The organism is Actinacidiphila paucisporea, assembly GCF_900142575.1.
GTDB classification, from domain to species: Bacteria; Actinomycetota; Actinomycetes; order Streptomycetales; family Streptomycetaceae; genus Actinacidiphila; species Actinacidiphila paucisporea.
Genome location: NZ_FRBI01000014.1, coordinates 146,790 through 172,054 on the forward strand (window position 1 = coordinate 146,790; position 25,265 = coordinate 172,054).

Annotated in this window: 22 protein-coding genes and 2 pseudogenes; 12 read left to right on the forward strand and 12 right to left on the reverse strand. The window is 72.6% G+C overall.

Annotated features, from left to right (window positions below; all coding sequences use genetic code 11):
* The first annotated feature begins 12 nt into the window (after positions 1-12).
* Positions 13-339 (forward strand): hypothetical protein, encoded by a 327-nt coding sequence (locus tag BUE44_RS21455; RefSeq protein WP_073500594.1) that lies wholly within the window; start codon positions 13-15, stop codon positions 337-339.
* Positions 340-498: 159 nt separating this feature from the next.
* Positions 499-723 (forward strand): annotated as a pseudogene (locus BUE44_RS21460) (DNA topoisomerase IB); the annotation flags it as partial.
* A gap of 35 nt (positions 724-758) precedes the next feature.
* On the opposite strand, the gene BUE44_RS21465 reads toward BUE44_RS21460, so the two are convergent.
* The 3 genes from BUE44_RS21465 to BUE44_RS21475 all read right to left on the reverse strand — a co-directional run bounded on the left by BUE44_RS21465 (position 759) and on the right by BUE44_RS21475 (position 2,870).
* A complete protein-coding gene (locus BUE44_RS21465; RefSeq protein WP_073500595.1) occupies positions 759-1,577 on the reverse strand; it encodes a SigB/SigF/SigG family RNA polymerase sigma factor in 819 nt (272 codons plus the stop codon).
* Between the two features lie 289 nt (positions 1,578-1,866).
* Complete coding sequence (locus BUE44_RS21470) at positions 1,867-2,418, reverse strand: DUF1360 domain-containing protein (protein WP_079189929.1); 552 nt, start codon at positions 2,416-2,418, stop codon at positions 1,867-1,869.
* 35 nt (positions 2,419-2,453) lie between these two features.
* Positions 2,454-2,870 (reverse strand): CBS domain-containing protein, encoded by a 417-nt coding sequence (locus BUE44_RS21475; protein WP_073500596.1) that lies wholly within the window; start codon positions 2,868-2,870, stop codon positions 2,454-2,456.
* 300 nt (positions 2,871-3,170) lie between these two features.
* Between BUE44_RS21475 and BUE44_RS21480 the strand changes: the two genes are divergently transcribed.
* From BUE44_RS21480 to BUE44_RS21490, 3 genes and pseudogenes are all read left to right on the forward strand, one after another.
* On the forward strand, positions 3,171-3,743 hold the full coding sequence (locus tag BUE44_RS21480; RefSeq protein WP_073500597.1) for a hemerythrin domain-containing protein: 573 nt from the start codon (positions 3,171-3,173) through the stop codon (positions 3,741-3,743).
* Between the two features lie 224 nt (positions 3,744-3,967).
* Positions 3,968-4,360, forward strand: a pseudogene (locus BUE44_RS21485) (uracil-DNA glycosylase family protein); the annotation flags it as partial.
* Between the two features lie 167 nt (positions 4,361-4,527).
* Positions 4,528-4,980, forward strand: coding sequence for an ATP-binding protein (locus tag BUE44_RS21490; RefSeq protein WP_079189931.1), 453 nt, complete (start codon positions 4,528-4,530; stop codon positions 4,978-4,980).
* Positions 4,981-4,997: 17 nt separating this feature from the next.
* On the opposite strand, the gene BUE44_RS21495 is transcribed toward BUE44_RS21490, so the two are convergent.
* From BUE44_RS21495 to BUE44_RS38640, 4 genes are all read right to left on the reverse strand, one after another.
* Complete coding sequence (locus BUE44_RS21495) at positions 4,998-5,726, reverse strand: GAF and ANTAR domain-containing protein (protein ID WP_073500598.1); 729 nt, start codon at positions 5,724-5,726, stop codon at positions 4,998-5,000.
* A 773-nt stretch (positions 5,727-6,499) separates the two neighbouring features.
* The gene (locus BUE44_RS21500) at positions 6,500-7,795 is read right to left on the reverse strand and encodes a zinc-dependent alcohol dehydrogenase (protein WP_073500642.1); all 1,296 of its coding nucleotides are present in this window, start codon (positions 7,793-7,795) and stop codon (positions 6,500-6,502) included.
* 193 nt (positions 7,796-7,988) lie between these two features.
* Positions 7,989-8,567 carry an isochorismatase family cysteine hydrolase gene (locus BUE44_RS21505; protein ID WP_235002323.1) on the reverse strand — a complete coding sequence of 193 codons (579 nt, stop codon included), beginning with the start codon at positions 8,565-8,567 and terminating at the stop codon, positions 7,989-7,991.
* 86 nt (positions 8,568-8,653) lie between these two features.
* Positions 8,654-8,860 (reverse strand): VOC family protein, encoded by a 207-nt coding sequence (locus BUE44_RS38640; protein ID WP_235002325.1) that lies wholly within the window; start codon positions 8,858-8,860, stop codon positions 8,654-8,656.
* A 107-nt stretch (positions 8,861-8,967) separates the two neighbouring features.
* On the opposite strand from BUE44_RS38640, the gene BUE44_RS21515 reads away from it, so the two are divergent.
* The 5 genes from BUE44_RS21515 (at position 8,968) to BUE44_RS21540 (ending at position 13,628) form a co-directional block, all read left to right on the forward strand.
* The gene (locus tag BUE44_RS21515; RefSeq protein ID WP_073500599.1) at positions 8,968-10,110 is read left to right on the forward strand and encodes a permease; all 1,143 of its coding nucleotides are present in this window, start codon (positions 8,968-8,970) and stop codon (positions 10,108-10,110) included.
* A gap of 480 nt (positions 10,111-10,590) precedes the next feature.
* Positions 10,591-11,022: an STAS domain-containing protein gene (locus BUE44_RS21525; RefSeq protein ID WP_143172539.1), complete on the forward strand. Its 432-nt coding sequence runs from the start codon at positions 10,591-10,593 to the stop codon at positions 11,020-11,022.
* A gap of 178 nt (positions 11,023-11,200) precedes the next feature.
* The gene (locus tag BUE44_RS21530) at positions 11,201-11,602 is read left to right on the forward strand and encodes an SsgA family sporulation/cell division regulator (protein ID WP_143172540.1); all 402 of its coding nucleotides are present in this window, start codon (positions 11,201-11,203) and stop codon (positions 11,600-11,602) included.
* Between the two features lie 330 nt (positions 11,603-11,932).
* Complete coding sequence (locus BUE44_RS21535; protein WP_079189932.1) at positions 11,933-12,847, forward strand: SigB/SigF/SigG family RNA polymerase sigma factor; 915 nt, start codon at positions 11,933-11,935, stop codon at positions 12,845-12,847.
* An 85-nt stretch (positions 12,848-12,932) separates the two neighbouring features.
* A complete protein-coding gene (locus BUE44_RS21540) occupies positions 12,933-13,628 on the forward strand; it encodes a GAF domain-containing protein (protein ID WP_143172541.1) in 696 nt (231 codons plus the stop codon).
* A gap of 78 nt (positions 13,629-13,706) precedes the next feature.
* On the opposite strand, the gene nrfD is transcribed toward BUE44_RS21540, so the two are convergent.
* Genes nrfD through fdh form a run of 3 tightly spaced genes read right to left on the reverse strand, consistent with a single transcriptional unit; the run spans position 13,707 to position 19,032 of the window.
* A complete protein-coding gene (gene nrfD / locus BUE44_RS21545) occupies positions 13,707-14,783 on the reverse strand; it encodes an NrfD/PsrC family molybdoenzyme membrane anchor subunit (RefSeq protein WP_073500602.1) in 1,077 nt (358 codons plus the stop codon).
* Positions 14,783-15,772 carry a 4Fe-4S dicluster domain-containing protein gene (locus BUE44_RS21550; RefSeq protein ID WP_073500603.1) on the reverse strand — a complete coding sequence of 330 codons (990 nt, stop codon included), beginning with the start codon at positions 15,770-15,772 and terminating at the stop codon, positions 14,783-14,785. Before BUE44_RS21550 ends, nrfD begins: the two co-directional genes overlap by 1 nt.
* The gene (gene fdh / locus BUE44_RS21555; protein ID WP_073500604.1) at positions 15,769-19,032 is read right to left on the reverse strand and encodes a formate dehydrogenase; all 3,264 of its coding nucleotides are present in this window, start codon (positions 19,030-19,032) and stop codon (positions 15,769-15,771) included. The genes BUE44_RS21550 and fdh overlap by 4 nt, the downstream gene beginning before the upstream one ends.
* A gap of 184 nt (positions 19,033-19,216) precedes the next feature.
* Between fdh and BUE44_RS21560 the strand changes: the two genes are divergently transcribed.
* Positions 19,217-20,188: a YihY/virulence factor BrkB family protein gene (locus tag BUE44_RS21560; RefSeq protein WP_235002326.1), complete on the forward strand. Its 972-nt coding sequence runs from the start codon at positions 19,217-19,219 to the stop codon at positions 20,186-20,188.
* A gap of 24 nt (positions 20,189-20,212) precedes the next feature.
* On the opposite strand, the gene BUE44_RS21565 is transcribed toward BUE44_RS21560, so the two are convergent.
* Together BUE44_RS21565 and BUE44_RS21570 are read right to left on the reverse strand one after the other, a co-directional pair.
* Positions 20,213-21,199, reverse strand: a complete 987-nt coding sequence (locus BUE44_RS21565; RefSeq protein WP_073500605.1) for an SDR family NAD(P)-dependent oxidoreductase — start codon at positions 21,197-21,199, stop codon at positions 20,213-20,215.
* Positions 21,200-21,224: 25 nt separating this feature from the next.
* Entirely contained in the window at positions 21,225-22,415 is a 1,191-nt protein-coding gene (locus BUE44_RS21570; protein ID WP_073500606.1) for a zinc-dependent alcohol dehydrogenase, read from the reverse strand.
* Positions 22,416-22,822: 407 nt separating this feature from the next.
* Here BUE44_RS21570 and BUE44_RS21575 point away from each other — a divergent pair, with 407 nt between their 5' ends.
* Positions 22,823-25,036, forward strand: a complete 2,214-nt coding sequence (locus tag BUE44_RS21575) for a catalase (protein ID WP_079189944.1) — start codon at positions 22,823-22,825, stop codon at positions 25,034-25,036.
* Positions 25,037-25,265 lie beyond the last annotated feature (229 nt).

A 25,265-nucleotide genomic window follows, 5' to 3' on the forward strand; every position in this document is an offset into this window, starting at 1 on the left:
CGGACCGCCGCCATGCCCTTGCCGGACGTACTGGCCTACCGGGAGGACGCGCGCGTCACCGTAGAGGTCGGCGGCATCGTCGACCTGATGGACTGCGACGCGGTCTCCCGGACCCTGCTCACGCACGTGGAGATGTGCGACGTGCCCGAGATCGTGGTGCGGCTGCACGACCCGATCGTCACCACGGCGGCGCTGCGCGCCGTGACCGCCGCCTACGCGGCCGCGCGCGGCCGCGGTGTCGCCCTGTCGGTCGTCGTCCCGCCGGTGGCGGTGCGGATCTTCGAAGCGGCCGGTCTGGATCACCTGCTCGGTCCCGACGCTTACAACAGCGGCGGGTGAGGGGCACCCGGTAACAGGTCCCTGACACCGCGCGGAAGGAACCGGCCATGCGGCTGAGTTCCAGCGACCCCACACGGCCCGGGCTGACCCGCCGCCGTCACGGCAAGGGCTTCCGCTGTCTGGACACGGCGGGCCACCCCCGGCGGTCGGCCCGCCACCCGCCGCCGGGGGGTCGGCCGCGCCGTCCGCGAGGTGGCGCACTACCTCGGCAACACCCCGGCGGTCTGCCGGGCCTCCTACGTCAACCCCAGGGTCGTGGAGCTGTTCGAGCAGGGTGTCACCGTCAGCGCCTCGCTGGACGCCCTCGGCGAGGACGCCGGCTTCGGGGAGCCCGCGACCCAGGGGGCGGTCGAGGAGGCAGTGCTCCGCATGCTGACCGCCTGACCCGGTGCGGATGTACGGCATCGCCGCCGGCTTTCTCAGCCGGCGGCGTGTTCCTCCAGGGCCACCGCCCGCAGCTGCGCGCAGACGTTGTTGAGCAGGCGCGACACGTGCATCTGGGAGATCCCGAGGACCGCGGCGATCTCGGCCTGCTTCATGTCGTTGAAGAACCGCAGGAACAGGATGGTCCGCTCCCGCAGCGGGAGGGCGCGCAGGGTCGGCTTGACCGCCTCCCGGTCCACCACGCGGTCGAAGGCGGGGTCCAGCACGCCTATCCGGTGGCCGAGGAAGGCGTCCGCGCTGTCGGCCTCCAGCGCCGCGTCGAGCGAGAGCGCCGCGTAGCTGTCCAGTGCGGCGAGACCGGCCCTCACCTCGTCCACGGACAGCCCGGTGCGCGCGACCACGTCGGCGACCGACGGCCTGGACGCGGCATGGCCGCCGTCCAGTTCCTGGCACGCGGTGCGGACCCGGTTGCGCAGTTCCTGCACGCTGCGCGGCACGTGCACGCTCCACAGGTGGTCGCGGAAGTGCCGCTTGATCTCCCCGTCGATGGTGGGGACCGCGTACGAGGCGAAAGCGTGCCCGCGCGTGGGGTCGAACCGGTCGACAGCTTTGATCAGGCCCACCGCGGCGACCTGCTGGAGGTCCTCCAGCGTCTCCCCGCGGCTGCGGTAGCGCCCGGCGAGCCGCCTGGCCATCGGCATCCACACGATGATCAGGCGCTCCCTGCAGGCGTCCCGCTCGCTCTTGCGCCGGGCCGCCAGCATCCGCTGGAAGAGCTCGTCGGACTCGGCCGGCACGTCATGCTGCCGCTCCCCCGGTCGCACCGGGACCTGGCGTCCTTCGTCGTCGCGCATGAGGGCTCTTTCACGTGCGGGCTCGTGCAGCGCAGCGGCCCGGACGCCGGCGGCCGGGGCGGACCGCGGGGAACGGGGCGAGCCGTTCCACGCTGCGGTGCGTGCCTCCGGTCCGAAGCACGCATCACATTTGTCCGGAATGCCCTCCCGCAAACCCAGCTCGCGGGCCCTTTCACGCGGTCGGCGCAGCGACTCGCCACGGGTGGCGGCGGCCGGCGCGCAGGCGTGGCGGCGGTGTGCGACGACGAGCCGGCCTGCGGTCGTCCCCGCAGTCCCGCCCGCAGTCGGTTCAGCCCTCGGCCTGCTGCTGGGTGAGGCTCCAGGCGTACTGCAGCCAGTCGGCGACCGTCACCGCGCTCAGGGCGGCCGCCACCAGCCGGGTGGCACGGGGAGCGGCGACGTATCCGCAGAAGAGGGCGCCGCCCACCCAGGCCGACATGCAGAACGGGCAGGCCAGCAGCTCGCCCGTGGCCAATCGCAGCCCGTGCCCGCGCGGCTCGTCCATCACCTCGCTCGCGCTGGTGGCTTCCTTGCGCCGGGTGAAGGGCGCCCGCACGAAGCTGGTGATCTTGTCCTTGGTCAGCAGGCGCGCGCCCTTGTGTGTCGCCGTCGCGAGAAGCAGCAGGTCCCCCGGCGGGAGGGCGGACGGCAGGCGCCGTCCGGAAGCGCGTGCCAGCACGGCGAATCCGCCGACGCCCGCGGCATAGACCGCGGCGAGCGTGGCGTAGCCGCCCAGCGGCAGGCCCTGACCAGGGGCGTAGCCCGCTGTCGGGCCGGTCGCCGCGGCGTCGGACGGGGCGGCGCCGGTGCCGGACTCCGGCCGGTTGTCGTCGGGCGCCATCGTCGCACCCTCCCTTCCTCGATGCCGGTTGGCCGTCAGTCGGTGGACAGCGCCTGGAGGAGGTCGCCCACCGGAGGGTCGGGCAGTGCGCGGGCGACGTCGGCTTGGGCGACCATGCCGACCAGGTCGTGGCCGTCGATGACGGGGAAGCGGCGCACCTTGTGCGCGGTCGTCGTGCGCAGGATCTCCTGCGCGTCGTCGTCGGCGCCGATGGTGACGGCCTCGCCCTGGGCGAGGTCTCCCGCCTTGGTGGTGGCGGGGTCCTTGCCCGCTCCGAGGACCTCGGTGACGATGTCGCGGTCGGTGAGCATGCCGTTGAGCTTGTTGTCGGTGCCGCAGATGGGCAGCACTCCGACCTCGAACCGGGTCATCTTCTTCGCCGCAGTCAGGGTGTCTTCCTCCGCGCCGACGCATTCGGTGCCGGCGCTCATGATCTCTCGTGCGGTCGTCATCGCGATGTGCCCTTCCGGTTCGCGTACGGTTCACCGCCCCGGGCCGTGGCGAGCGTGCAGGCGGCGCGCTCGTTTCGGGGCATGCTCTGCGGGTGCCACGCCCGGGCGGTCGGAAACACCCGCCCGCCCGGACGGCCGAGGATTTCGGCCGCATGGGCCTGCTCGGACGGTCTGCTGCCGCCAAGGGCGTTTGTCCGGGCACGCAGGGGTACCCGGGTCGGCGAGAAGTGCGCGTCGGTACCGCCGTATGGATGACGCGGGGCCGGTGCGCGGATCGCACCGAACCGAGGAGCCTGTCTGATGGGAACGGCCCAGGACGAACGCATGGCCGCGGCACAGCTGCCGCAAGGGGACATCGTGGCGCTGCTGCTCGAACAGCACGCCCGGATCAGGGACTTGTTCACGCAGGTCAAGAACAGCCAGGGCGAGGCGCGGCAGCAGGCGTTCGACGGTCTGCGCGCGCTGCTGGCCGTCCACGAGGCCGCCGAGGAGCTGGTGGTCCGCCCGGTGGCGAAGAAGACCGCGGGGGAAGGGGAGGCCGAGGCCCGCAACCACGAGGAGGCCGAAGCCACCAAGGTGCTCAAGCAGTTGGAGGGCATGGACCTGTCCAGCCCGGATTTCGAGCGCCTCATCGCCGAGTTCGAGCAGGCCGTCAGCGACCACGCGGACCACGAGGAGGCCGAGGAATTCCCGGCGCTGGTCGCCCAGTGCAGCCAGGAGCAGCGCCGCACGATGGGCGAGCGCCTGTCGAAGGTCGAACACCTCGCCCCGACCCATCCGCACCCCACCGCCGCGGGCAAGCCGGCAGCGCTCGCCCTGACCGGGCCGTTCGCCGCGATGATGGACAAGGCGCGCGACGCCATGCGCTCCTGACCGCCGCCGGTGACGCCTGCGCGGACGGCTGCCCGGCAGGCGAGCCCGGACACGGCGGGGCCGCCGCGCGTGCGGCGGCCCCGCCGGCCTGCCCGCCACCCCGGGACGTCCGCCCCACGGCCGAGCGGATGGGGCACCCGGGCTGATCGCTTTCGCACCCGTAGCGCCGGAAAGGCGCACCATGCCGGTGAACGACCCATACGACCAGGAGTACGGCGATGACCGGGCTCGGGGACCAGAAGGCGTACGTCACCAACGCGGTCAAGCACTTCAAGTTCGCTCCTGCCGAGCGCGGCAAGCGGCGCATCCACAAGCCGCCGAGCCTGCGCGAGACCGCGGCGTGCCGCCCCTGGCTCGCGGCCGAACTGCGGCTCGTCCGACCCGAGTTGGTGGTGGCACTGGGCGCCACCGCCGGCCGCGCGCTGCTGGGCCCGTCCTTCCGGGTGACCAGGGACCGGGGCACCGTACTGCCGCCGCCCGCCGCGGAAGGCGGCGCGGGACCGGCGCCGGGCGGCATCGTGGCCACCGTCCACCCGTCCGCGGTCCTGCGGGCCACCGATCGCGAGGCGGCGTACGCCGGCCTGGTCGCGGATCTGAGGGTGGCCGCGGCCGCGCTCGAGGTCCAGGGCATGTGCAGCGGACCTTGCCGGGCCGGTCAGGGGACCCCGTACGCGGCGGCAGCCCTTGTTGCGCTCACGGACTGCCGGTAATCTGCCGTGAAAATGGCAGGTGAACGCGTGGAGCAGGAACCGCGCCCTGTCGTACTGGCTGAGATTGGCGCCACGTGACCGAACGTCCTTTCCTCCACGCGCCGACTCCCGCCGGGCCGACCGTGCTGCTCCACTCGCGGGCCGCGTACGACCATCCGACCGACAGCATCGCCGTCGCCCGCGGGCAGGCCCGCGACTTCCTGCGCGCGCTCGCGGGCACCGCCGTCATCCTCTCCGAGCAGGCGAAGGACGACGTGCTGCTCGTGGTCAGCGAGCTGGTCACCAACGCCGGACGCCACGCCGACGGCCCCGTCCTGCTCGACCTCGCCTGGACGGGCAGCGCGCTCGACGTGGCCGTCTGGGACACCGGCACGGCGATTCCCGTACGGATGCCTCGCGACCCGTCGCGCATCGGCGGCCACGGGCTGGAGATCGTCGCGGGCATCTGCTCCCGGCTGCACGCCGAACAGGTCGTCGGCGGTAAACGCGTCGTGGCCCGTATCGAACTCGCCTCCCGCCTGCGGTAGTCAGCCACTCGGGTGGGTCAGGGTCGGGGGTGGAGTGGGGTGGCGGCGGGGGGTTGGCCGGTGGTGGTGGTGATGAGTTCGGCGCAGAGGTCGCGGAGTTTGGTGTTTCGGTGTTGTGAGGCGCTGCGGAGGATGGTGAAGGCGTGGTCGGGGGTGCAGCGTTGTTGGCCCATGATGATGCCGATGGCTTGGTCGATGGTGGTGCGTGATTGGAGTGCGGTGTGGAGGTCGTCGGTGAATTGGCGGGCGTCCGAGAGGCGTTGGGCCAGGGCGATGGCGCCGGTGGCTTGGGCTGCCAGTAGGTGGAGTGGTTGGTGGTCGGTGGTGTCGAAGGCGTGGGGGTGGGGGGCGTAGAGGTTGAGGGCGCCGGCGGTGTGGGTGTGGGGGGCGATGGGGAGGGAGAGTGAGGAGCGGGCGCCGTGGGTGGCGGCGTAGGCGGGGTAGGTGCCCCAGCGTTTTTCGTTGAGTGTGTCGGGGACGCTGATGGTGGTGCCGGTGCGCATGGCTTGGAGGCAGGGTCCGTCGTCCTGGCCGTATTGGGCTTCGTCGAGTTCGGTGGCAGTGGGTCCGGCGCTGGAGACGGTGACGGGGCGGCCTTGTCGTTCCAGGGTCACCCCGCATCCGGTGGCGTTCGGTGCCAGGTCCAGGGCGTGGTGGGCCAGGGCGCCCAGGAAGGCGTCCAGGGTGTCGGTATCCAGCAGTAGCGCGGTCACGTCCACCGCGGGCACAAACGGCGTCTCTGTCATCGTCAACTCGTTCTGCACTAGGCACAAAGCCGGGCGGACGGAACCACAGACGGACGGCCGGAACCGGGCCGCCGTGGACCGCGCGGGTCACTGTCGGGAGAGGGCCTGAGCAGGCCGGGGACGGAAGGCCGGCGGCACGCAGGCACGGGCGCCGGGCGGCTGCACCTTCGACACCGTGTCCGGCGGCGGGACCGGGGGTTCGGTCAGCTCCGTGACCGGACAGGCGCCACCTGAGGTGCGCCGACTCACAAACACCACGAAAACCCCACAGAAGATACGAAGAATCCTGGGGGCCGCTTCCTGACCTCGCACACGATTATGCCCTGTGCGCAGCGCCCGCGGGCATCGGGCAGGGGCCGGGAGCGAAGCGGTTTCGGCCGCCCCGATCCGGTCAGACGACAGGACTACGACCTGACGAGACGAGCGACAAGCGGCGCGTCCGCGCCTGCCGAGCACGCAAGGACGCGTCAGAGGGAAGACGAGGAAAGATGACCGAGAAGGGCCGAACGGCGGACTCTGCGGCAAAGCGACCTGCGGACCGCGCCCAGCGGACAGCTCACCGGCACACCGGCGAACCACGCGTGAGCCTGCCGGCGCGCGCCACGGGCGACGGCTGGCGCTACCCCGAAGGGGACGACTCCGCGATCGTCCGCGGTGAGGACTGACGTCCCACTCCGGCCCGAACCGTCGTGCGTAAAGGAGCGGGCGCCGCGGAGCAGGTGACCGCCGCGTGCGGCCCTGCTCCGCGGCGCCCGTTCCCGTACGCGGGGAGGTCAGCCCGTGGACCGGGATCCGCCGGCGGTGGTGGCCGCGCCCGAGCCGGCGTGTTCGCCGGAGCCCGGCGGCATGCCGCCCTCGCCACCGAATTCCAGTGCCACCTTGGCCCATCCCGACTCGCGGCGGTCGAAGGAGGCGTACGCCTCGATCGCGTCGACGGGGTCGGGCCAGCGCGTCACCAGCGGCGTGGGGTCCAGCGCGCCGGTGGCGACGAGGGAGACCAGGTGCGGCAGGTAGGCGCGGTGGTTGCAGTTCCCGGTCTTCAGGGTGAGGTTCTTCATGAAGGCCTGACCGAAGGGGTAGGTCTCGACCTGCGGCGGATAGACGCCGACGGTGCCGATCGTGCCGGCTTTCGCCACCGCCTGGACGGCCCAGCGGGCCGCCTGCGACGGAGCATTCCCGGGCACCCAGGTGTCGCCGCGGGGCCGGCTCTCCGGGGCTGCCTGCCGGCTCTCGCGCCGGTCCTGGCCGGCGCGCTCGTCGGCCTGTTCCGCCGCGGGTCCGTGCGCGGGGCGCTGCGCGTCCACGCCGACCGCGTCGATCACCCGGTCGACGCCGCTACCGCCGGTGAGGTCCCTGATGGCCACCACCGGGTCCTCGGCGTTGAAGTCGACGACCTCCGCGTGCTGCCGGGCCGCCAGCTCCAGCCGGTCCTGCAGGCCGTCGACCAGGATGATCCGGGTCGCGCCCTGCAGGCGGGCGCACGCGACGGCCGCCTGTCCGACCGGGCCCCCGCCGAAGATCGCGACGCTGTCGCCGGTGCCGACCTCCGCGAGCTTCGCCCCGAACCACGCGGTGGGATAGATGTCCGACAGGAGCACCGCCTGCGCGTCGTCCACCGAGTCCGGCAGCGGGACGAGCCCGACGTGCGCGTAGGGGACCCGGGCGTACTCCGCCTGGAGACCGTCCAGGCCGCCCGCCGCCTCGGGGCCGCCGAAGAAGACGGTCCCGGCCTGCGGGCCGCCGGGATTGGCCCGGTCGCACTGCGCGAAATACCCGGCGCGGCAGTACGAGCAACTGCCGCAGCCCACGGTGGAGGGCACCACCACGCGGTCGCCGGGCCGGAAGTTCCGCACGCCCGAGCCGACCTCCTCGACCACGCCCACGGCCTCGTGCCCGAGGATCCTCCCGGCAGCCATCCCCGGCATGGTGCCGCGGACGAAGTGCAGGTCCGTGCCGCAGATCGCGGAGGTGGTGATCCGTACGATCGCGTCGGTGGCCTCCTGGACCTTCGGCTCCGGCACGTCGTCGAGGCGGATGTCCCCGATCCCATGCCACACAACAGCCTTCACGATGATCACTCCCTCGGTGCCGCGTGGGTGGCGCGGGCGCACCACCGCCCTGCGGGTTTCCATCCGGGCGGCCGCTAAACGGCGGCAGGCCCACGGGGTCCGGCAGGGAGCCGGGGTCCGGGGTCCGGGGTCCGGGGTCCGGGGTCCGGGGTCCGGGGTCCGGGGTCCGACAGGGAGTTTGCGCCGCCACCCCTCAGAAAGCGAGGTCGGCGGCCTTTTCGAGTCGCGCCCCCATGTTCTCCCGCATCATCCGCAGCGCCGCGTCCGCGAGGTCGGCGTGCAGGTGGGCCACCGCGTCCCGGACCACGGTGACGTCGATGTGCCGGATGTGCGCGTCGAGCGCCGAGTAGAGGATGCACTGCTCGGTGGCCTGCCCGCACAGGGCGATGTGCCCGATCCCGAGCTGCCGCAGCAGATACTCCAGCGGGGTCTCGTAGAAGATCGAATGGCGGGCCTTGACGACGAAGAGGGAGTCGTCGTCCGGTGCGACCGGCTCGACGAGATCGGCGTGCGGGCCCTTGAGCACGGTGTCGAGCAGCTCGTCGTGGTGGGAGCGCCAGCGCCCGAAGTTGTCGTTGACGTAGATCACCTCGACGCCGCCCTCGCGCGCGGCGTCGATGGCGGTCCGCACCGCCGGCAGGACCTCGCGTACGGACGGGACGAGCAGGTCCGCGTCGGGATGCTGGTAATCGTTGAGCATGTCCACGACGATCAGGGCCCCGGGGGGCCGCTCGCCCGCGTCGCCACTGCCCGGCATGTCCTCAGAAACCATCGGGCACTCCTCGCTCGTCCCCTGCGGCTGCCCACCGGTCTCGATCAGGCAGAACTCGTTGCCCTCCGGATCGGCGAGAACGGCGGTCAGGCAGCCCTGGTCGTCGAAGGGCCCGCCAGACGGCGGGCACCGAGCCCCAGCATGCGGCCGAGCTCGTCCTCCAGCGCGCTCACGCGCAGATCCAGGTGCATGCGGTTCTTGCCCTCCTTGCGCTCGGGCACCTTCTGCAGCAGCAGCTCCGGCTGCGCCCCCGCGGGGTGGCCCAGCGTGACATACGGCGGATCGCGCCGCACGACGGCGTAACCGATCGCCCGGAACGGTTCCTCCCTCGCGGGCCGCCTGGGCGCCCGGCCGCGCTCCCCCAGGTGTCGGGCGCCCCCGCACGGGGAACGGCGAGGCGGTGGAACCGATCGTGCACGCGCTGTCCATCACCGGCTCGATGGCCTGGGAGATCACCTGGGCCCTCATCCTCGGTTTCGTCCTGTCCGCCGTCGTCCAGGCCGTGGTCCGCCGGTCCACGGTCGTACGCCTGCTGGGTGACGACCGGCCGCGTACGCTGGCGACCGCCTCGGCGCTCGGGGTCGCGTCCTCGTCGTGCTCCTACGCCGCTGTGGCACTGGCCCGCTCGCTGTTCCGCAAGGGGGCGGACTTCACCGCGGCGATGGCCTTCGAGATCGCCTCGACCAACCTGGTGGTCGAGCTGGGCGTGATCCTGGCGCTGCTGATGGGGTGGCAGTTCACGGCCGCGGAGTTCGTGGGCGGGCCGGTCATGATCGTGCTGCTCGCGGTGCTCTTCCGCCTGCTCCTGCGGGACACGCTGCTGCGCGAGGCCAGGGAGCAGGCCGGCCGGGGCCTGTCCGGGTCCATGGAGGGCCACGCGGCGATGGACATGTCCGTAGCCGGGAGCGGCTCCTTCGTGCGGCGGCTCGCCTCCGGCGAGGGATTCACCGCGGTCGCCGCGGTCTTCGTCATGGAGTGGGCGGCGATCCTCCGCGACCTCGTCATCGGGCTGCTCATCGCCGGCGCCATCGCCGCATGGGTCCCCGACTCCTTCTGGCGGCACTTCTTCTTCGCGGGCCATCCGTTCGCCTCGAAGGTGTGGGGCCCGCTGGTCGGGCCGCTGGTGGCGATGCTGTCCTTCGTGTGCTCGATCGGGAACGTGCCGTTGGCGGTCGTCCTGTGGAAGGGCGGCATCAGCTTCGGCGGAGTCATCGCCTTCCTCTTCGCCGACCTGCTGATCCTGCCCATCCTGAACATCTACCGGAAGTATTACGGCGTTCGGATGACGCTCTTCCTGCTCGGTACCTTCTACGCGGCCATGGTCGTCGCCGGATACGTCGTCGAGTCGCTCTTCGGCGGCCTCGGCCTGATCCCCGACCAGGCCGACGCCGAGATCCCCACGCAGGGGGTGACGTGGGATTACACCACCTGGCTCAACATCGCCTTCCTCCTGCTGGCCGCGGCCCTCCTGGCGCGCTTCCTGCGCACCGGCGGGGCCGGCATGCTCCGCGCGATGGGCGGCGCACCGGACGGCGCGGCCTAGAGCGGGCCCGCGAAGCGGCCGACGAGGTCCGCGCAGACGTCGTGGAGGCTTGGTCCTCCGCGCGCGGCCCTCCGACCGGCGAAGGCCCCTCCCGGCTCATCCGGCGCGCTGCCGGGGGTGACCGCGGCCGGGGACGAGACCAGGGGCAGGTCGTCCGCGGGAAACCTGCCGGCCTCGGTGGCCAGGAGCGTGAGCACGCCGACCGGCGCCCGCCCCGCGGTCACGGGAAGGAAGGCGTAGGCGCCCCGGACGCCCAGGCCGGTGGCGAGCGCGGCGAAGTGCGGCCACCGGTCGGCGTGCGGAACCCACGGGCAGGCCGGGTCCCGCCACGTGCGCCGAGACCGTGCAAGTGCCCCTCCGCGCCGCGGGTCGTCACCGTCCCGCGCCCCGCCCGCACCGCGCACGGGGCATACTGATGTTCGAGGTCAGGAAGCGGCCCGCTGGGCCGATCCTGTCTTTGGTGGTGTTTACGTGTCGTTTGTGAGTCATTCCGGCAGTGCTGACGCCTGTCTGGTCATGGAATTGACCGAAGCCGTCGATCCCGAGACCGAAGACCGCGTCGAACGCGACCTGGTCCGGCGGCTGCGCGCCCGCGACGTGGAAGTCGTGGTCATCGACGTCCGTACGCCCCTGGTGACCACCACCGCGCTCCACCTGCTGATGCGCCTGAGGGAAAGCGCGCTCGCGCAGGGCGCCGCGCTCTGCGTCGTGGCGCGCCATCCGCTGGCGCGGCGCGTCTTCCGGGCCGCCGGTCTGAGCCGGGCGCTGCGGGTCAGCGCGACGATGGGCGGCACGCAGGCCGTGGCCCGTGGCTGTCCGCGACCGGACGATCGACCGGACGCTTCCCGCGGTGCCGCACGGCGGGCGCGAACGCGACCGTCCCGCCACCCCGGCCGGCACAGCCCCCGCTGACCGTCGCCCGGCCCTGACCCACCCGACCCGTGTGTTTCCCGCTCTCATATCGGGGCAGGCACGCGGCAGTTTGGTGCTTCGGACGGCAGGCACCCCCTCCGGTGCCGTGCGCTGAACCACTGGCGCTGCACCCCGACACAGACGAGGCGGTACGGCAGTGCCCATCGACAACCGTCCGGTGCGAACAGCCACCACCGGTTACCTGATGCTGTCCGAGGAGCACCTCGTGCCGGTGGCCGCCGAGCTGGTTTACCGGCCCCGGGACCCGCTGGCGGTGAGCATGGTGCTGTGCGGGCCCGACGGCGTCGAGGCCGCCTGGACCTTCGCCTGGCAGATCCTGGCCCAGGGCCTGGTCGCCCCGGCCGGCGAAGGAGACCTCAGAGTCCGGCCGGTCCCGGCGCGGGGAACCACGCCGGCCGTGGAGCTGCGCATGACGTCGTCGTTCACCGCGCGGGTGCTCCTGCCCGCCAGGGAGATCGGCTACTTCGTCGGCAAGATCCGCGGCAGGGCCCACGTCGACGCCTCGCACATCCGGCGATCACTCGACGCGGAGCTGTCGGCCATCAGGGAGGCCATCTGAACCGGCGGCTCCGGCCGGGCCCGCGGGCCGGGCCGGGACGGCTGACGTTTGCCGGGGGCCGGGCCGGAAAGGCGAATGGTGTGCTTCGGACCAGAGGCACTCCCGCGGTAGCCCGGCGCAGGCATGCGCGAGCGCCGTACGGCACCGGCAGGTAGAGAGCCGGTGCCTGACGGCACAGGGTGGCTATGAAGCGGATCCCCGGCAGTCTCCGTGCGAGCGGCGTCGACCGCCCGGATCGGCGGTTCGCGGGGGAGCACGGGCGCCTCTGGTCCGTCCTCTCCTGCCGGGCCGCGCCCGGGCGGCGACGCGGCGGCCGCAGAGAGGAACCACATGACTCAGTACGCCTGGTCCCACAAGGCCGCGTCCGAGCCGGCAGCGCCGGCCGACGTGTCACCGCCCGGCATTGGAGCACACCGGTCGCACGCTCTGGGGCTGCCCCTGATAACCGACGCGGGAAGGGTGGCGGCCAAGGACGCGAGGGAGCTGTCGTATGCCTTCTTCCACCGGCTGCGGACGCTGGAGGAGGGCACCGCCGCGTACCAGTACGTGCGCAACACGCTCATCGAGATGAACCTGTCGCTGGTGCGGTTCGCCGTGCGCCGCTTCCGCCACCGCGGTGCGGAGGAGGCCGACGACATCTTCCAGAGCGGTGTGGTCGGTCTGATCAAGTCCATCGACCGCTTCGACCTGTCACGGGAGGTGGAGTTCCCCACCTTCGCACTGCCGACCATCCGCGGCGAGATCATGCGGCACCTGCGCGACACCACGTGGGCGGTGCATGTGCCGCGCCGCCTCCAGGAGCAGCGGCTGGAGCTGGCGAAGGCCAAGGAGCAACTGGAGGCGCGGTTGGCGCGCAGGCCCACGCTGGCTGAGCTGGCAGAGGAGATGGGCCTCGAAGAAGCCGAGGTCGCCGACACCATGGCTGCCGCGAACGGCTACACCGCCGCGTCCCTGGACGCGCCCGCCGAGGAGCCGGGCACCGACGACGGGGGCGGGGCCGAACTCTTCAGCCGGGTGACCGGCGCGGAGGACCCCGCGCTGGAACTGTTCGAGAACTGCCACTCCCTGGCACCGCTGCTGGCCCGCCTCGACGAGCGGGAGCAGCGGGTGCTGAGGATGCGTTTCGGCGAGGAGTGCACGCAGCGGGAGATCGGCGACGCACTCGGCTACTCCCAGATGCACATCTCCCGCCTGCTGACCGGGATCTACACGAAACTGCGCGCCGGACTGCTCGTCGAGGCGTGAGGGCTCCCGGCCGCGGTGTGGCCCGGGGGAACCCGGGTATCCGGTGACAGGCGCGTCAGGCAGTGGCCGAGGAGGGGTGGACCCGATGCACGACCGACTGCACCTCGCACGGGTGATCCGCCGGGCCACGGCGGACTGCCCGCCCGTGGAGGTGCCCCGGCGGCTGTGCGAGGCGCTGTCCCGCGGGCTGCCGGTGGACGCCGTGACGATGTCCCTGCTCACCGACACCCCGTCACGCCAGTTGCTGTGTGCGTCGAACGAGATGGCCAGGGTGCTCGAAGAGGTGCAGTTCACCGTGATGGAGGGGCCGTGCATCGAGGCCGCCTCGACGGGAGAGCCCGTCCACGCGACCGATCTGCCGGCGGCGGCCGGACGCTGGCCGCTGTTCGTGGCCGCCCTGCACGAGCGGTGTCCGGACGTCGCGGCCGTCCACGCCTTCCCGCTGTGGTTCGGCGACTACGTCCTCGGCTCGGTGGATTTCGCCTGCCGCGCCCCGGGAGGCATGCCGGCGGACGCCGTCGAGCAGGCCGCCGAGGCCGCGGAAGCCGCGGCGCTGGCGCTGCTTCCCACGCAGCGGATGCTGCTGGAGGACGACGACTACCCCAGCTGGGAGCCGTCGGACGTCGTCCGCGCCCACTGGTCGGACACGCACCAGGCCGTCAGCGTCGTGGCCGCCAGGAAGCGGACCAGCGTGGCCACGGCGTTGGCCCTGATGCGTGCCCGCGCCTTCGCGACCGGCCGGACGCTGGCCGAGGTCACCGCGGACATCCTCGGCTCCTGAGCGCCGGTCGGCGCACGGCGGCACGTCGTCGCCCACCGGACGGCGCCCGGGGGCTTCGCGGCCGCCGGACCGCTTCTCTCAGGCGTCGCCGGCGGCCTGCTTCCGCAGCCGTTCCCGCTGCGGCACCACCGTGTACTTGGGGTCCTCGGCGGAGGCCACCCCGGCCTGGAAGACGCCGAAGCGGGTGCAGGCCGACGCGGCGAGCAGCGCGGCTCCGCTCAGCGCGGCCGCGATCCGGTTGCGGCGCCCCCACAGCAGGGCGCCGGCGGTGCCCGCGGCCGACAGCCCCTGCGCGGCGCGCTTCAGGCGGCCGCTCTTCCCCTGCTGGTAGGGCTCCCCCACGAACCCGAGGCGGCGCTCCATGATCCGGGACGCGGCCGACTCCAGCGCCGTCCCGAAGACCGCCGCGCCGACCGCGGGGCCGTTCTCGGCGACGGGTGAGGCGATCAGTGCCATACCGGCTGCCGCGACGGCCGCGGACCCGGTGAAGACGAACGGCAGCTCCCGGTGGCCGTCGTGCCACGCCGGTACCGCGGTGTCGCCGATCAGCACCGCGGTGTACGCGGCGACGGCGGGGCCGAGCAGGGCGGCGCCGCCCGTGGCGGCACGGCCGATCCGGGGCAGCCGGCCGGCCGCTTCGAGGACGGCCGCCGCACCGGCCGTGGGGGCGTACGCCGTCAGCAGCCACGAACCCATGTTCATCGGCGAGGTGGGGCGGAAGACGCGCAGCATGTTGGCGAAGCGCGCGGGCCGCCCGAGGTCGTGGACGAGCAGGGCGCCGGAGCCGCTGATCGCGGCCAGCGAGGAGACCTTCAGGGCGCGGGCCATCGCCTTACGCCCGGTCAGCTCGGCGCCGGCGGCCAGCACGGAGCCGGCGCCCGCGAGGCCGCCGAGGAAGAAGTAGCCGGCGATGTCACGGGCCGACCAGGTGGGCGCGTTGATGACCGGTCGGCCGTAGTAGGAGGTGAACTCGGCCTCCGGCACCATGAGCCGCTCGCCCCTGCGGCCCCGCCGCCCGCGCCGCCGGCCGGGCCCGCGTTCCGACGGCGTCCCGGACGGCGGCCGGTCGCTCACGCTCTGCTCGCCTCCCACCACGGCCTCGCGGCCGGGCCGTTCGCCGTACACGCCGTCCCTGTCGACACCGGAACCACTCATCATCGGGCCTTCCGGTAGTCGCGGTGCAGGGCGAAGACGGCGGCCAGGCCGCCGAGCAGGGTCGCCGCGGCGGCGCCGGCGTGCCGCCACATGGAGGGCAGGTCGCGGGTGGTGACGACCGGGTCGGGCGGCAGGCCGTAGACCTCGGGCCGGTCCAGCAGCAGGAAGAAGGCGCCGTCGCCGCCGACTCCGTCCTGCGGGCTCTCGCCGTACAGCTGGGCGTCCGCGACGCCGGCGTCGTGCAGTTGCCCGAGCCGGGCCGCCGCGCGCTCGCGCAGCTCGTCGAGCGGGCCGAACTGGATGGAGTCGGTGGGGCAGGCCTTCGCACAGGCGGGCTCCATGCCCTCGCCGAGCCGGTCGTAGCACAGGGTGCACTTGAAGACCCGCCCGTCCTCCTTGCGCTGGTCGATGACACCGTAAGGGCAGGCCGGGACGCAGTAGCCGCAGCCGTTGCAGATGTCCTCCTGGACCACGACGGTGCCGAACTCGGTGCGGAAGAGCGCCCCTGTGGGACAGACGTCGAGGCAGGCGGCGTGGGTGCAGTGCTTGCACACGTCGGATGCCATCAGCCAGCGCAGTTCCGTACGCCCGTCCGGCGTGGGCACCTCGGCCTGCTCCCGCGGCGGGGCGGGCGCGGTCGTCCCGGCGGCGAGTGCGAAGACGTCGACTCCGCTGTGGTCGACGCCGCCGGGGTCGACGCCGGTCACGGCGTGGCCGAGCGGCTTGTCCTGTTCGATGAAGGCCACGTGCCGCCAGGTGTCGGCGCCGAGCCCCTGGGTGTTGTCGTAGGACATCCCGGTCAGTTCCAGGCCGTCCTCGGGGACGGCGTTCCACTCCTTGCAGGCGACCTCGCAGGCCTTGCAGCCGATGCACACGGACGTGTCGGTGAAGAACCCGACGCGTTCGGGATGGTCGGCGCCGTGGCCGGCGTCGCCCGCCGGGTCGGCTTCCGCGCCGGCGAGCAGGTTGCGGCCGATGATCGAGCTCATCCCCTGACCTCCGTCCCGGTGTTCTCGTCGATGCCGGCCCGCTGCCGGTAGCTCTCGACCAGGTCGAGCAGTTCCGGTCCGCGCGGGCGCCGGCCGGGGCGGATGTCCGCGCTCAGCGCCTTCACCTCCTGGATGTGCACGTTGGGGTCCAGCGCGATGGCGGACAGCTCGTTGGCCGCGTCGCCCGTGGTGTATCCGTTGGGGCCCCAGTGGTAGGGCAGGCCGATCTGGTGGACGGTGCGCCCGCCCGCGGTGAGGGGCGCCATCCGCCGGGTGACGAGCACGCGGGCCTCGATGGCGCCGCGGGCGGTGATCACGGTGGCCCACCCCGCGTGCTCCAGGCCGCGTTGCACGGCCAGTTCCGGCGAGACCTCGCAGAACATCTCCGGCTGCAGCTCGGCCAGGTACGGCGACCAGCGGGTCATCCCGCCGGCGGTGAAGTGCTCGGTCAGCCGGTAGGTCGTGACCACGTACGGGTAGACGTCGGAACCGGGCTCGTCGCCGCTGGGGTGGAACCTGTTGTGCTCGCGGGAGAAGGCCTGCCGGACGGGGCTGCGCTGCTGGTCCGCGTGCAGCGGGTTGCGCACCGGCGAGTCCTGCGGCTCGTAGTGGGTGGGCAGCGGGCCGTCCACCAGGCCGGCGGGTGCGAAGAGCCAGCCCTTGCCGTCGGCCTGCATGATGAACGGGTCGACGCCGCTGAGCGCGTCAGGGCCGGTGGCGTCCTCGGGCGGTTCGTAGGTGGGCGGCCGGTCGGGAACGAAGTCGGGGACGTCGTGCCCGGTCCACTTCCCGGCTTCCTCGTCCCACCACACGTAGGCCTTGCGCTCGCTCCACGGGGTGCCGTCGGGGGCCGCGGAGGCGCGGTTGTAGAGGATGCGCCGGTTGGCGGGCCACGCCCAGGCCCATTCGGCGGCCACCCAGTCCTGCTCGGTGTGCGGTTTGCGGCGGGCGGCCTGGTTGACGCCGTCCGCGTAGACCCCGCAGTAGATCCAGCAGCCGCAGCTGGTCGAGCCGTCGTCCCGCAGTTCGGTGTAGGCGCTCAGCGGCTCACCGCCCGGGCCGTACCCGTTGATCTCGGCGAGGACCGCCTCGGCGTCGGGTTCCGCGGTCGGCCCGTGGACCGGGTAGTCCCAGGCGAGGTCCTGCACGGGCCGGTCGACGGGGTCGGTGGAGGCGGCGAGCCGCTCCTTGATACGGCGGCCGAGGTGGTACATGAACCACAGGTCGCTGCGGGCGTCGCCCGCGGGTTCGACGGCGGTGTGGTGCCACTGGATCCAGCGGTTGGTGTTGGTGAAGGACCCGGACTTCTCGGTGTGGGCGGCGGCGGGGAAGAAGAACACCTCGGTGGCGATGTCCTCGGTCCGCCGCTCGCCGGTCTCGATCTCCGGGCCGTCCTTCCACCAGGTCGCGGACTCGATGAGGGAGAAGTCGCGCACCACCAGCCACTCCAGCTCCGCCATGCCGAGCCGCTGCATCCTGGCGTTGGCCGAGCCGACCGCGGGGTTCTCCCCCATCAGGAAGTAGCCCTTGCAGGTCCCGTCGAGCTGCGCCAGGACCGTCTCGTACGTCGAGTGCGAACCGGTCAGCCGCGGCAGGTGGTCGAAGCAGAAGTCGTTGGCGGCGGTGGCGGCGTCACCGTAGTACGCCTTCATCAGGCTCACCATGTAGGCGCGCATGTTGCCCCAGAAGCCCTTGTCGGTCTTCGAGGCCTCGATGAAGGAGTCGAGGTCCTCGTGCCGGTGCGCGTGCGGCATGGGCAGGTAGCCGGGCAGCAGGTTGAAGAGGGTGGGGATGTCGCTGGAGCCCTGGATGGAGGCGTGGCCGCGCAGCGCCTGGATGCCGCCACCCGGGCGGCCGATGTTGCCGAGCAGCAGCTGCAGGATGCAGGCCGCGCGGATGTACTGCGAGCCGACCGTGTGCTGGGTCCAGCCCACCGCGTAGACGAACTCCGACGTGCGGTCGGGTCCCGAGTTGTCCACCAGGGCGCGGCAGACCTTCTCGAAGGTCTCGGGAGGGATGCCGCACACCTCGTGCACCATCTCCGGGGTGTAGCGGGCGTAGTGGCGTTTGAGGATCTGGTAGACGCAGCGGGGGTCGCGCAGGGTCGGATCGCGGTGCGGTTGCCCGGAGACGGCGGCGCCGCCGGAGCCGTGCGACTCGGACTGCCCCGAGGTGGACACCGAGTGGCCGGAGTGGGTGCGCTCGTCGTAGAGCTTGTCGGACTCGCCGGACGGGGCCTGCACCTGCGTCCCCTCGTACTGCCAGCTGGTCACGTCGTAGTGGCCGGTCTCCTCGTGGAGGCCGGAGAAGACGCCGTCCAGGTCCTCGGTGTCGCGGAAGTCCTCGCCGACGATCATCGCCGCGTTGGTGTACTCCAGGACGTACGGGCGGAAGTCGGCCTCGTTCTCCAGGACGTGGTGGATGATGCCGCCGAGGAAGGCGATGTCGCTGCCCGCCCGGATCGGCACGTGGAGGTCCGCGAGCGCGCTGGTGCGGGTGAACCGCGGGTCGACGTGGATGACCGTGGCGCCCCGGGCCTTGGCCTCCATCACCCACTGGAAGCCGACCGGGTGGGCCTCGGCGAAGTTCGAGCCCTCGATGACGATGCAGTCCGCGTTCTGCAGGTCCTGCAGGAAGGTGGTGGCGCCGCCGCGTCCGAAGGACGTCCCGAGGCCGGCGACGGTCGAGCTGTGGCAGACGCGTGCCTGGTTCTCCACCTGGACGACGCCGAGACCGGTGAAGAGCTTCTTGATCAGGTAGTTCTCCTCGTTGTCCAGGGTGGCGCCGCCGAGGCTGGCGAGCCCCAGCGTGCGGTTGACCCGGACGCCGTCCTGCTCTGCCTGCCACGTCTCGCGGCGGGTCCTGATCACCCGGTCGGCGACCATGTCCATGGCCGTCTCCAGGTCCAGCGGCTCCCAGTCCGTGCCGTGCGGGCGGCGGTAGAGCACCTGGTGGCGGCGGGCGCTGCCGGTGGTGAGCTGCAGGGTCGCCGAGCCTTTGGGGCACAGGCGGCCGCGGCTGACGGGCGAGTCGGGGTCGCCCTCGATCTGCACGACCTTCTCGTCCTTGACGTAGACGTTCTGCGCGCACCCCACCGCGCAGTACGGGCACACCGATTTCACCACCCGGTCCGCGGTCCCGGTGCGCGGCCGCAGTGCCCGGGTCCGCGCCGACATGGCGGCCGCGCCCCTACCCAGCGGATCGTCCCCCGTCAGCTGCCGGTAGACGGGCCAGTCCTGAATCCAGGTCCGCACACCCATGGTCCCGCCTTTCACGCCTCGGCCGGCTGCGGCGACAGCCGTCGGCTTCCAGGGTTCCCCGGAAGTCCTCGTGCACACCGCGGGACGGCGCATGCGGGTGAAACCGACGGCCGGGTCGGAATGCCGGGCCCGGCCCGGCCGCACCAACCGGCCGAGTGCCGACCAAAAGGGTAGATTCTGCGGGATGGAGGACGACCCGGGGCGCGACGACGCCGCCAGCGAAGGCGCGCAGCGTGCGGAAGCGCCCGCGAAACCGTCGGATCTGCCGAAGGGCGCGTCGCGGAATGTCCTCAGGCGCACCCTCAAGCAGTACAAGGCCGACAATCTCCCCGACATGGCCGCCGCGCTCACCTATTACGGCGTGCTGGCGATCTTTCCCGCGATGCTGGCCCTGGTGTCGATCGTGGGCCTGCTGGGCCCCTCGGCGGTGAAGTCGCTGACCGACAACATCGCCACCCTCGCGCCCGGAACGGTGCGGACCGTCCTGAACAGCATCGTGCGGCAGGTGCAGGGCAACCAGGGCAGCGCCGTGGTCGCCCTGATCGTCGGCGTGGCCGTCGCCCTGTGGTCCGCGTCCGGCTACGTGGCGGCCTTCATGCGGGCCGGCAACACCGTCTACCGCGTCGGGGAAGGCCGCCCGGTGTGGAAGGCCCTCCCCACCCGCCTCGCCATCACGGTCTTCACCGTCGTCATGCTGGCCGCCATCTCGGTGGGCATCGTCTTCACCGGGAGGCTGGCCCGCAGGACCGGGTCCGTCCTGGGCCTGGGCGACACGGCGGTCACCGTGTGGAAGTTCGCCAAGTGGCCGGTGCTCGTCGTCCTCTTCGCCCTCGTGGTCGCGGTCCTGCACTGGGCGGCGCCGAATGTCCGGCACGGCTTCAGATGGGTGACCCGGGGCAGCCTGCTGAGCGTCGGCCTCTGGCTCGTCGCCTCCGCCGCCTTCGCGGTCTACGTGGCCAACTTCAGCAGCTACAACAAGACCTACGGGAGCTTCGCCGCCGTCATCATCTTTCTCGTATGGCTCTGGATCTCCAACATCGCGCTCCTGCTGGGCCTGGAGTTCAATGCGGAGACCGAGCGCGCACGGGCCGTCGAAGGCGGTCATCCCGCCGAGGAGGAGCCGTACGTCGAACCCCGCGACCGCCGCGAACTCTGATTCGGCGGCGGTCCGGCGGCGGCCTTACTGGTTGAAGCGGGCCGACGCCCGGTCGTTCAGCGCGCTCCCCCACTTGCGCAGGCGCCCGGCCAGACCGGCCTCCGACGTCCTGACCGCGCTTCCCTCCTTCAGTTCGCCCCGGGCCCCCGACGCGTCGGGCTGGACCCGTGCGGCCAGGCCCGACAGCCGGGTGACCGTGCCCGGCGCGATCCCGTGAAGCACGTCGGCCGCCTTCGCCGCCGGGGTGAGCACGATACGGGCCCGCCGGCGCTGGACCGCCCCGACGATGCGGGCGGCGGCCCTCTCCGCGTCCATCGACACCAGCGGGGTGCCGGCCAGCGCCGAGAACCAGGCGAATTCCCGGCCGCTGTCCCCGCCGAACTCGGCGTGGAGGTGCGAGCCGGTACGCATCAGGCCGGGATGCACGGCCGTGACCGTCACCCCGTTGGCCGCCTCCTCCGCGTGCAGTCCCTCGGCGAGCGCGGCCACCGCGGATTTCGCGCACGAGTACGGCAGCAGGTGAGGCACCCCCAGCAGGCCGCCGACCGACCCGATCAGGGCGAGCCGGCCGCCCGCCGCACTGCGCCGCAGGTGCGGCAGCGCGCTCAGGGCGGTGTGCACGGCGCCGCCGAAGATCGTGCCCATGGCGTCGTCGAACTCCTCGGCCCCGATCGCCGCGACCGGTGCCACCTGGATGATCCCGGCGTTCGCCACCACGACGTCCACCGAGCCGCACGCCTCCGCGACCGAGGTGAACAGCGCGTCCACCTGGTCGCGTTCGCGCACGTCGCACACGGCGGTGCGTACCTCTCCCGCACCGGTGCCGGCAGCGCGCAGTCCGGCCGCGGCCCGGTCGAGTTCGCCCGCGCCGCGGGCCGCGAGCGTGACGGTGCAGCCGCGGGCGGCCAGCTCGCCGGCGATGAGCAGGCCGAGTCCGCGGGAGCCGCCGGTCACCACGGCGGACAGGCCCGCCAGGGATTCCGCGGCGAAGGGTCGTTGCCTGGTCGTCATGCGGGCTTCCTCTCAGGACGGTCCGTCAGGGGCGGAACAGCACCTTGATGGCGCCGTCCTCCTTCTTCTGGAACATCGCGTACGCGTCCGGGGCGCTGTCGAGCGGCATGTGGTGGGTGGCGAAGGTGTCCACCCCGAGCGGGTCGTCGTCGGTGAGCAGCGGGAGGATCTCGTCGCTCCAGCGCCGGACGTTCGCCTGGCCCATCCGCAGGGTCAGCTGCTTGTCGAACATCGTCATCATCGGCAGCGGGTCCGCGGCTCCCCCGTAGACCCCGCTGATCGAGACCGTGCCGCCCCTGCGGGCCAGGGTGATCGCCGTCTCGAGCGCGCTGAGCCGGTCGACGCCCGCGGTCTCCATGAGCTTCTGGCCCCAGTTCGCGGGCAGCAGGCCGGTGGCGGCCTGGGCGAGCTTGGCGACCGGGCTGCCGTGGGCCTCCGTGCCGACGGCGTCGATGACGCTGTCCGCGCCGCGGCCGCCGGTCAGCTCCTTGACCGCGTCGGTGAGGGCGTCCGGGGAGTCGAAGGCCGCCAGGTCGAGGGTGACCGTGCCGTCGAGCTTGGCCCGCTCCAGGCGCTCGGGCACCAGGTCGACGCCGATCACCAGCTCGGCGCCCAGGTGGCGGGCGACCCGGCAGGCCATCGCGCCGATGGGTCCCAGGCCCAGCACCACCAGCGTGCCGCCCTCCGGCACGTCGGCGTACCGCACCGCCTGCCAGGCCGTCGGCAGCACGTCGGACAGGAACACGAAGCGGTCGTCGGCCGGCCCGTCGGGCACCTTGATCGGCCCGTAGTGCGCCTGCGGGACCCGCAGGTACTCGGCCTGCGCGCCCGGCACCGCCCCGTAGAGCTTGGTGTAGCCGAACAGCCGGGCGCCCATGCCCTGCTCGGTGACCTGCGTGGTCTCGCACTGGGTCGGCAGGCCCTTGGCGCACATCCAGCAGGAGCCGCAGGCGATCTGGAAGGGCACCACCACCCGGTCACCGGGCTTGAGGTTTTTCACCGCGGGACCGGTCTCCTCCACGATCCCCATCGGCTCGTGCCCGAGGATGTCACCCGGGGTCATGAACGGCGCGAGGACCTCGTAAAGGTGCAGGTCGGAGCCGCAGAGGCCGGACGAGGTGACGCGGATGACAGCGTCGGTGTCCTCCTGGATGGTGGGGTCGGGGACGTTCTCGACCCGGACGTCCCGCTTGCCGTGCCAGACGGTCGCACGCATGCAGCTCTCCTCGCTCGTCCGCGGACGACGCGGCAGCCGAGCGGTCCAGGCCCAGGCGGCTCGCGTCCCTCCGGCCTCGGGTGCCCCAGGCGGATGCGGGCAAACGGCACCGGAGGGGCCGCCCGCGCACCCCGCTGCCTCCCTGGTCAGCCTGCCCTCGCCGGGCAGCCGGGGGCTCGGGCGCCGTCCGGAACGGCCCGACCGCCGGATGGAGCAGTCCATGCGTATCGAAGGTGGCCGCCCGGGTACCCGGCAGGGACAGCCTGCCCGCGACGCCCGCGGCAGAGCCGTGCCGCCGCACGCGGCGGCGCCCTCCCCAGACGGATCGGAAGCACAAGGTGACTGCGAAGAAGAAGAACCCCGTGGCGGCGACCGCCGACAAGGTGGCGGAGACCGTGCGCAACGCGATGGGAACGGGCAACGAGATCCCCGGCTCCCCCGGACCGCAAGCGCCCTCGGTGGAGGAGCCGACCGAGCCGCGCGGCCCGCTGCCGCCCAAGCCGGACCAGCGCGGTCCTGACACGTACAGCCCCACCGGCCAGAAGACCGGCGCCCCGCAGGACAAGGTCGCCCAGGCCGGCGAATACCTGACGACCGCCCAGGGGGCGCGGCTGTACGACACGGACCACTCGCTGAAGGCGGGCCCGCGCGGGCCGGTCCTGCTGCAGGACCACCACCTGCGGGAGAAGATCACCCATTTCGACCACGAGCGGATTCCGGAGCGGGTGGTGCACGCGCGGGGGGCCGCCGCGCACGGCGTCTTCCAGGGCTACGGCACCGCCGAGGGGATCAGCAAGGCGGCCTTCCTCGGCAAGGACGTCGAGACGCCGGTCTTCGTCCGCTTCTCCACCGTGCTCGGCTCGCGCGGCTCGGCGGACACCGTCCGCGACACCCGCGGCTTCGCGACCAAGTTCTACACCTCGGAAGGTGTCTTCGACCTCGTCGGCAACAACATCCCGGTGTTCTTCATCCAGGACGCGATCAAGTTCCCCGACGTCATCCACGCCGGCAAGCCGCACCCGGACCGGGAGATTCCGCAGGCGCAGAGCGCGCACGACACCTTCTGGGACTTCGTCACCCTGCACACCGAGGCCACCCACCACACGATGTGGAACATGTCCGACCGCGGCATCCCGCGCTCCTACCGGATGATGGAGGGCTTCGGCGTCCACACCTTCCGGCTGGTCAACGCGGAAGGCGCCACCACGCTGGTGAAATTCCACTGGAAGCCGAAGCTCGGCGTGCACTCCCTGGTGTGGGAGGAGGCCCAGATCACCGCCGGCATGGACCCCGACTTCCACCGCCGCGACCTCGCGGACGCCATCGAGGCCGGCGCGTACCCGCAGTGGGAGCTGGGCGTGCAGACCTTCCCCGACACCGACGACCAGATGTTCCAGGGCATCGACCTCCTCGACCCGACGAAGATCGTCCCCGAGGAGCTGGCCCCGGTCCAGCCGGTCGGCCTGCTCACCCTCAACGCCAACCCGTCGAACTTCTTCGCCGAGACCGAGCAGGTCGCCTTCCACGTCGGCCACCTCGTGCCCGGCATCGACGTCACCAACGACCCGCTGCTGCAGGGCCGCCTCTTCTCCTACCTCGACACCCAGATCACCCGGCTGGGCGGCCCCAACTTCGGTCAGCTGCCGATCAACCGCACCCACGCGCCGGTCAACGACATGCTGCGCGACGGCATGCACCAGACCGCGGTCCACCGCGGGGTGGCGCCCTACCGGCCCAACTCCCTCGACGGCGGCTGCCCGTTCCTGGCCGGGGCCGACACCGGCGCCTACATCGAGGTCCCCGCCGACGTGCCGGCCGGCCGCAAGGTACGCGACGCGGCGGCCTCCTTCGACGACCACTTCACCCAGCCCCGGCTGTTCTGGCTGAGCATGACGCCCACCGAGCGCGAGCACATCGTCTCCGCCTACACCTTCGAGCTGAACAAGTGCTACGAGCAGGCGATCAAGGAGCGGGCGCTGCTCGTCCTGGCCAACATCGACGCCGACCTGTGCGCCCAGGTCGCCGCCGGCCTCGGACTGCCCGCCCCCGAGCCCACCGCGGCCCTGACCGACCCGCAGCCCAGTCCCGCGCTGTCGCAGCTGGGTGACAGCTGGCCGCTGGACGGCCGGATCATCGGCATCGTCACGGCGCCCGACCAGGGCCTGGACGGCGTCCGCGAGGTCCGCCAGGCCGTCCTGGACGCCGGGATGGTCCCGCTGGTGATCGCCCCGACCGGCGGGGAGGTCGGCACCGGCGACGAGACCGTGACCGCGCAGCGCACCTTCGCGACCGCCCGGTCCACCGAATTCGACGCCATCCTCGTCGCCGGCGCGCCCGCTCCTGGCGCCGACGCCTACGGCGCCCGGGACGCCAAGGTGGACGACGCGGTGGCGGGCGCGGCGGGCATCGACCCGCGGGTACTGCTGATGCTCACCGAGGCCTACCGCCACGGCAAGGCGCTGGGCGCCTGGGCCGGCGGGGCGGCGGCCCTGGAAGCGGCCGGCATCGCCGGCGGCGCCCCCGGCGTGGTGACGGCCGACAGCGCCGGCACCGTCCTGGAGCAGGTCCGGGAGCTGCTGGCCCGGCACCGCGCCTGGAACCGCTTCATCCCCGCCGTCTGACCGGCCGCCGGTGTGCCTCCCCTTCGCCAGCGCGGGGCACACCGGCCGCCGAGCCGGGCGGAGCCGGTGTGCCAGTGCCGCCCGTTCACCAAGGCGGGCAAGCGGCGCCGCCCAGCCGTCAAGCCCGCACAAGCCCGTGCAAGCCGTGAAGGAAGGGACCGGTGTCCACCATGTCCGCAGGCTCAACCCCCCGGCCGGACGGCAGCCGGACGCCGGCCGTACAAGGCCT